Source organism: Stenotrophomonas sp. P5_A9 (assembly GCF_056400525.1).
Map to the genome: position 1 here is coordinate 1 of NZ_JBFULC010000108.1, position 6,887 is coordinate 6,887.

At 63.3% G+C, this 6,887-nt stretch carries 2 protein-coding genes; both read right to left on the reverse strand.

Going from position 1 to position 6,887, the window contains the following annotated elements:
- Window positions 1-6,420 (reverse strand): amino acid adenylation domain-containing protein (locus tag AC1DR7_RS19705; protein WP_478076637.1); only part of this gene is annotated, 6,420 nt, incomplete at its 3' end.
- A partial coding sequence (locus AC1DR7_RS19710) for a phosphopantetheine-binding protein (protein ID WP_478076638.1) occupies window positions 6,420-6,887 on the reverse strand: 468 nt, incomplete at its 5' end. The genes AC1DR7_RS19710 and AC1DR7_RS19705, both read right to left, overlap by 1 nt.

Here is a 6,887-nt window from a genome sequence, read left to right on the forward strand (position 1 = left end):
CAGCGAGTGCCCCCCCAGCTCGAAGAAGTGGTCGTGCCGTCCCACCCGCTCCACGCCCAGCAGCTCGACCCAGATCGCGGCCAGCGCCTGTTCCACTTCCCCTTCCGGCGCCACGTAAGCCCGCCCGGTCAACGCCTCCAGCCCCGGGGCAGGCAACGCATGCCGGTCCAACTTGCCGTTTGCCATCAGCGGCAATGCCGCCAGCACCACAAATGCGCTGGGCACCATGTATTCGGCCAGGGTTCGCGACAGCGCTTCCCGCAAGACATCCGTGGGCAACGTCACGCCCGCCTCGGCCACCAGATAAGCCACCAGGCGCTTGTCCCCGACGCGGTCCTCGCGCGCCACTACCACTGCCTCGCGAACGCCGGGCTGTTGTGCAAGCTGCGCTTGGATCTCTCCCAACTCGATCCGCAGACCGCGCAGCTTCACCTGACTGTCGTTGCGCCCCAGGTATTCAATGCTGCCATCGGCTCGCCAGCGGGCCAGGTCACCGCTGCGGTAAACCCGCCCACCGGCAGCATCGAACGGGTCGACTATGAAGCGCTCGGCGGTCAATGCCGGCTGATTCAGGTATCCACGCGCTACCTGCACCCCGGCAATCAGCAGCTCGCCCGCCACACCGATCGGTACCGGCTGCAGGTGGCGATCCACGATATGGATCCGGGTATTGGCGATCGGACGCCCGATCGGAACCGTGTCGCTACCGGCGACGCATCGCCAACAGGTCACATCCACCGCCGCCTCGGTGGGACCATACAGGTTGTACAGCGCCACCTGCGGCAACGCCTCCAGCAGCCGGTTCTGCAGCGGGGCAGGCAGTGCCTCGCCGCTGCACAGGATCTGCCGCACCCCGGCACACCCGCTGACGTCGGCCTCATCCAGGAAAACCTGCAACATCGAGGGTACGAAGTGCAGCACGCTGATCGCCGAAGAGCTGATCACGCCGGCCAGGTAGTACGGGTCTTGGTGGCCTCCGGGCCGCGCCAGCACCAGCCGTGCCCCGGCCAACAGCGGCAGGAAGAATTCCCARACCGACACGTCAAAACCGAACGGGGTCTTCTGCAACACACGATCTTCACTGCCAAGAGCGAATTCCTCCTGCGCCCATAGCAAGCGATTGACGACACCATCGTGCTGGTTCATCACRCCCTTGGGACGGCCGGTGGAGCCGGAGGTATAGATCACATAGGCCAGGTGCTGCGGCGTCAGACCCAGTGCCTGCGGATCCGGATCATGCACGGGCTGACCATCCAGTGCCGCCACYTGGTCCAGCATGATCACCGGCACCTGCACTTCGGCCAGCACCGGCTGTAGCGCCGAAACGCTCAGTACATGGCGCGGGCTGCTGTCGGCCAGCATGTAGCCCAGACGCGCGGCCGGATACCCCGGGTCCAATGGCAMATACGCACCACCGGCCTTGAGCACGCCCAGCAACGCCACGACCATGTCCATCCCGCGCTCCAGGCAGACCCCGATCCGGTCATCCGGCCCTACCCCCAGACCCACCAGATGATGCGCAAGCTGATTGGCACGCCTGTTGAGCTCGCCGTAGGTCAGCGTCCCACCCTCGAACTCAATGGCAATCGCTTCACTCGTGCGCCGTACCTGTGCTTCAAACAGCGTGTGGATGAAACCATCGCCCGGGTACGCCCTAGCCGTCGCATTGAAGCGTGTGGACAGCATCTCCATTTCCTGCGGATCGAGTATCTCAAGCTGGTACTGGGGCGCGGTCGGCGAGCATTCCAAGGCGCTGACCAGGCTAAGCATCGCCATGCACAGATACCCATTGATCCGCTTTCCATCGATTCCGGGCATGCATTCGGTAACAAGTGCGAAGGCATCACCTGAGTCGTCGATCCGGATGCTGAGCGGGAAATTGGTATGGTCGCCATCGGAGGAAATGCTGCGGATGTCGGCCGGGAATCCCGGCAATACAGCTTGGGCTGAATCTGGTCTGGCTTCACCGTGCCGGTAATTGAGCAGTGTCGAGAACAGTGGCGTCGACGCGGGCATCCCGCTGCAGCGCTGTGCCAGTACCAGAGGAGCGTGTTCATGGGCCAGGAGTGCCTGCATGCGCTGGGAGGTCTCCTCCAGCAACTGGGCAACGCTGCGCGTTCCCAGCGAAACCCGCAATGGCAGCGTATTGATCGTCATGCCAAGCATCCGCTCGGCACCGGCCACGCCCTGCAGGCGCCCAGACAATACGGTTCCGAACACCACGTCCTCGTTGCCTGTGCAGCGCCCCAGCACTTGCGCCCAAGCCACATGGAACAGCACTGCCGGAGAAACCCCTGCACGACGCGCGCTCTCGCGCACGCGACGGCCCACGCCAGGCTCCAGCGATTGACGCGACTCTGTCGTAGACCTGCCACCAACGTGCATGTCCAACACGCCGAAGGGCGCTGTTGGCTCATCGACGTTCTGGAACTGCTCCTGGAAGTACGCCTGGTGTGCTTCCATCGGCGTCCGTCGTGCCTGTGCGACGATCTCACGGAACGGCACCGGTACGGGCAGCGCGGCACCGTTTCCATTCAGCAGTGCGGCAATTTCAGCCAGCGCCAGTTCAAGCGTCATATGATCGCAGACGACGTGATGGCGCAGCAGTGCCAGCAGCCACTCCCCCTCGGCCTGATCGTGGGCAACAAAGGCCGCGAGCAGCGGCGCGTTGCGAACATCCAGCCGCAGCCGGGCCGGGTCCGCATACTGCTCCAGCGCGTCCAGGGCTGAGCCCGCAGGTGGAACGGCCACCACCTCTACCGGCAGCGATGCCTGTCGCTGGACGACCTGCACCGGCATGGGCAGCCCCTCCCAGCGCAGCGCGCTACGCAGAATGTCATGCCGTGCAATGACCTCGTTCAGCGCCTGCAGAAAGGCATCAAGCCGTTCGCGTGTGGCGAAGGCCAACAGGTCGCGTGACAGGTAGGTGTCGCCCTCCTCCTCGAGCAGGTAGTGGAACAATAGTCCCTCCTGCAATGGCAGCAGCGGATAGATGTCCTGTACGTTCCCGGTCCCGCCTGGCACGCCCGCTACGACCAGGTCGATCTGCTCCTGATCGAGGCTCACCATCGACAGATGCGCAGGCGTGATCCGCGAGGTTTCCGGACCGATAGGCGAGCGCACTGCTGATGCACCCGCCATGCCCGATGTGCTGATCGAAGCTGCCAGCGCATGCAGGGTGGGCGTAGTGAACACGGCCTGTACCGGCACCTCCAAGTCCAGTTCGCGCAGGCGAGCAACCATTGAAACCACCATCAACGAGTGACCGCCCAGTTCGAAGAACTGATCATGCCGCCCCACCCGCTCCAGCCCCAGCAGCTCAGCCCATATCTTGGCCAGTACCTGTTCCAGCTCGCCGCGCGGTGCTTCAAAGCGTCGGGTGACGACTGCCTGCACCCCCGGGGCGGGCAGCGCCTGCCTGTCGAGCTTTCCATTCGGGGTCTGCGGCAGGGACGCCAGCACAACGAACGCACTGGGTATCATGTGTTCCGGCAGTTGTCCCTGTAGCGCATCGCGCAATTGCGCTGGGTTGGGCTGGTGGTCCGACACTACGTAGGCGACCAGGCGGCTGTCGCCGGATTCCTCATTCAGGCCCACCACGGCCGCTTCCCGGACCCCCGGGCAAGCGACCAGCTTGGCCTCGATTTCGCCAAGTTCGACCCGGAAGCCCCGGATCTTGACCTGGAAATCATTGCGCCCCAGGAATTCAATGTTTCCGTCCGGCAGCCAGCGGGCAAGATCACCGGTTCGATACATTCGGTCCCCAGCGCAACTGCTGAAAGGATCGCATAGGAAGCGCTCGGCAGTCAGTTCTGGTTTGTCCAGGTAACCCCGTGCAACCCCTACCCCACCGATGTGCACCTCACCAATCACGCCTATCGGAACTGGTTGCCGTGCCGTATCGAGAATGTAGATACGGGCATTGTCGATTGGCGAGCCAATGGTAGGGCCGCCCGCTGCCCCGGCAATGCTGACGATGGTGGCATCCACGGTGGCCTCGGTGGGACCGTACATATTGTGAAACTCCACGATCGGCGAGGACTTCAGCCGCCCCCAGAGCGAAGACCTGATCGGCTCTCCCCCCACCAGCACGCTACGCGGGCGATACGCCCCGCCTTCGAGTAGTCCAGCGGACAGCAGACCCTCCAGCTGCGACGGGGTGCTATCGACCGCATCGATACGATGTTCGACCAGGAAATTCAGCAGCTCGACCCCGTTGGCACGGATGCTCTGCGGGATGGGCATCAGGCAGTGCCCCGAAAGAAGCTGGAGAATGCCCTTGAGCGACATGTCGAACGAGAACGCCGCATTCAACGCTACCCGCGAGCGCGGTTCGCATCGGGCGTGCGTGGTCCTCGACATGACCTGCCAGAAATTCACCGCCGAACGGTGCTCGACCATTACACCCTTCGGCTGGCCGGTCGAGCCAGAAGTGTAGATTACGTAAGCTAGGTTGCGCGAGGTGAGGCCTGACGCCCGCGACTGCGGGTCCAGTGAAGAATGTCGGGCAAGCATGCTGACAGCCTGCAATCCATCGAGCGCCAACACCGGCACCTGCAGGGCGGGCAGCCGCGGCAGCAAAGCCTGCTGGCTGAGCACCGCCACGGGCCGGCAATCTTTCAGCATGTGCGCCTGGCGGTTCGGTGGATAGTCAGGGTCCACCGGCACGTAGGCCGCGCCGGCCTTGAGGATACCCAGTATGCCCACTGCCATGTCCAGACCGCGCTCGACGCAGAGGGCCACCCGCTGGTCCGGCCGTACGCCCAGGCCGATCAGGAAGTGTGCCACCTGGTTTGCGCGCACGTTGAGTTCGGCATATGTCAATCGTTGGTGGCCATAAACGACCGCATCCGCGTCAGGCTGCTGCCTGGCCTGGATCTGGAACAGTTCATGGATAAGTGCCTCGTCTGGGAAACTCACCGCCGTTGCATTGAACAGATCCACCACCTGGCTGCGCTGCTGTGCTGTCAGCAATGGCAAGGCGGATATGTGCCGCTGCGAATCCTCGGCCATGCCGTGCAACACGGTCTGCAGATGCTGTGACCAACGTTCAATTGTCGACGCATCGAACAGCTCGGCGTTGTAGTTGAATGTCCCTGACAACCGCTCCCCGCTGTCGGACAGGGCAAGGGAGAGATCGAAATGTGTCGTCGTCCGTTCAATCGCCATCTGGCTCAGCTCGAGGCCGGGCAAGGCAAGCGTGTAGCCCTCCGATACGCTGTCGAGCGTGAGCATCACCTGGAACAAGGGACTGTAGTCCAAGCTGCGCTGCGGATGCAGCGCCTCCACCACTTGTTCAAACGGCAATTCCTGGTGCGCGAACGCCGACACGGCCGTTGCCCGGGTCTGTGCGAGCAGCTCTGCCACGGTCGGGTCGCCGGCGAGGTTGGTGCGCAGGGCGAGTGTATTGACGAAGAACCCGATGATCCCCTCCAGCTCGGGCCGTTGCCGGTTGGCCACAGGCGTGCCTATCACCACGTCCTGCTGGCCGCTGAGCCGCGCCAGTACAACCGCCCAGCCGGCCAGCAATACCATGAAGAGCGTACATCCATGCTGCTGCGACAGCGCCTTCAGCTTCCTGGTCAGGTCTGCGGAGAAGGCCACCTGAAGGTCCTTTCCGGCATTGCACTGCATTTCAGTCCGCTGGATGCGGGTCGGCAGTTCCAGCAGACCCGGAGCACCCTCGAGATGCTCTCGCCAGAATTTCAGCTGTTGTTCCAACTGCGCTCCCTGCAGCCAGCGATGCTGCCATGCGGCATAGTCTGCATATTGAATCGGCAGAGGCGGCAGTGGATCAGGCTGTCCTTGCCGGAATGCGGAGTAGAGCGCCGCAAATTCGCGCACCATGATGCCCAGCGACCAACCATCGGTGATGATGTGATGCTGGGTGATCACCAGGACGTGTTCGGCTTCTGCAAGCCTCAGCAAGCGCCCGCGGATCAAAGGCCCGTGCTCCAGATCGAATCCAGTCTGCGCTTCAATGGCAAGCATCCGCGCCACTTCATGACGGCGCGCTTCCACCTGTAGTTCGCTCAGGTCGCTCTCGACCAGCGTCAGCCCGCAGCCCTCGTCGGAAGCATACTGAAGCGGCCCGGTTTCTCCGGCGGGGAAATAGGTCCGCAATGATTCGTGTCGGTGCACTAGACGATCCAGGGCGGCCGCCAGCGCATTGCGATCAAGTACTCCCCCGAGGTGCAGCGCCACCGGCAGGTTATACGCTGCACCTTGCGCGTCCAGATGATCGAGGAACCACAGCCGGCGCTGTACCAATGACAGCGGAGTGGGCTTGCTACGGTCTGCACGTGGAATCGCACGCTCGTTGTCCACTGCCAGGTGCTGTTGCATCCTGTTGCGCAAGCGTTGCTGCACGATCGCCCGCTTGAGGTCCTCGACAGACGGCTGGCCATTGTTGCTGTTCATCACTGCCCCTCACTCATCAGCAGATTGCTGAGCTGCTCGGCCGAAAGGCCAGCAAGCTCATCGTCGATCAACGCAAGTTCGTTGCCCAGGAAGCGATCAAGCTGCGCGCTCTGCACGTGTTCGGCCAACTGGTGCAACGCCGCGTTCTCAAACAGGTAGTGCAGCGGCACGTCCACCAACATTCGCTGGTTGATACGGCCCTGCAGCTGGATTGCGACCAGCGAGTGCCCCCCCAGCTCGAAGAAGTGGTCGTGCCGTCCCACCCGCTCCACGCCCAGCAGCTCGACCCAGATCGCGGCCAGCGCCTGTTCCACTTCCCCTTCCGGCGCCACGTAAGCCCGCCCGGTCAACGCCTCCAGCCCCGGGGCAGGCAACGCATGCCGGTCCAACTTGCCGTTTGCCATCAGCGGCAATGCCGCCAGCACCACAAATGCGCTGGGCACCATGTATTCGGCCAGGGTTCGCGA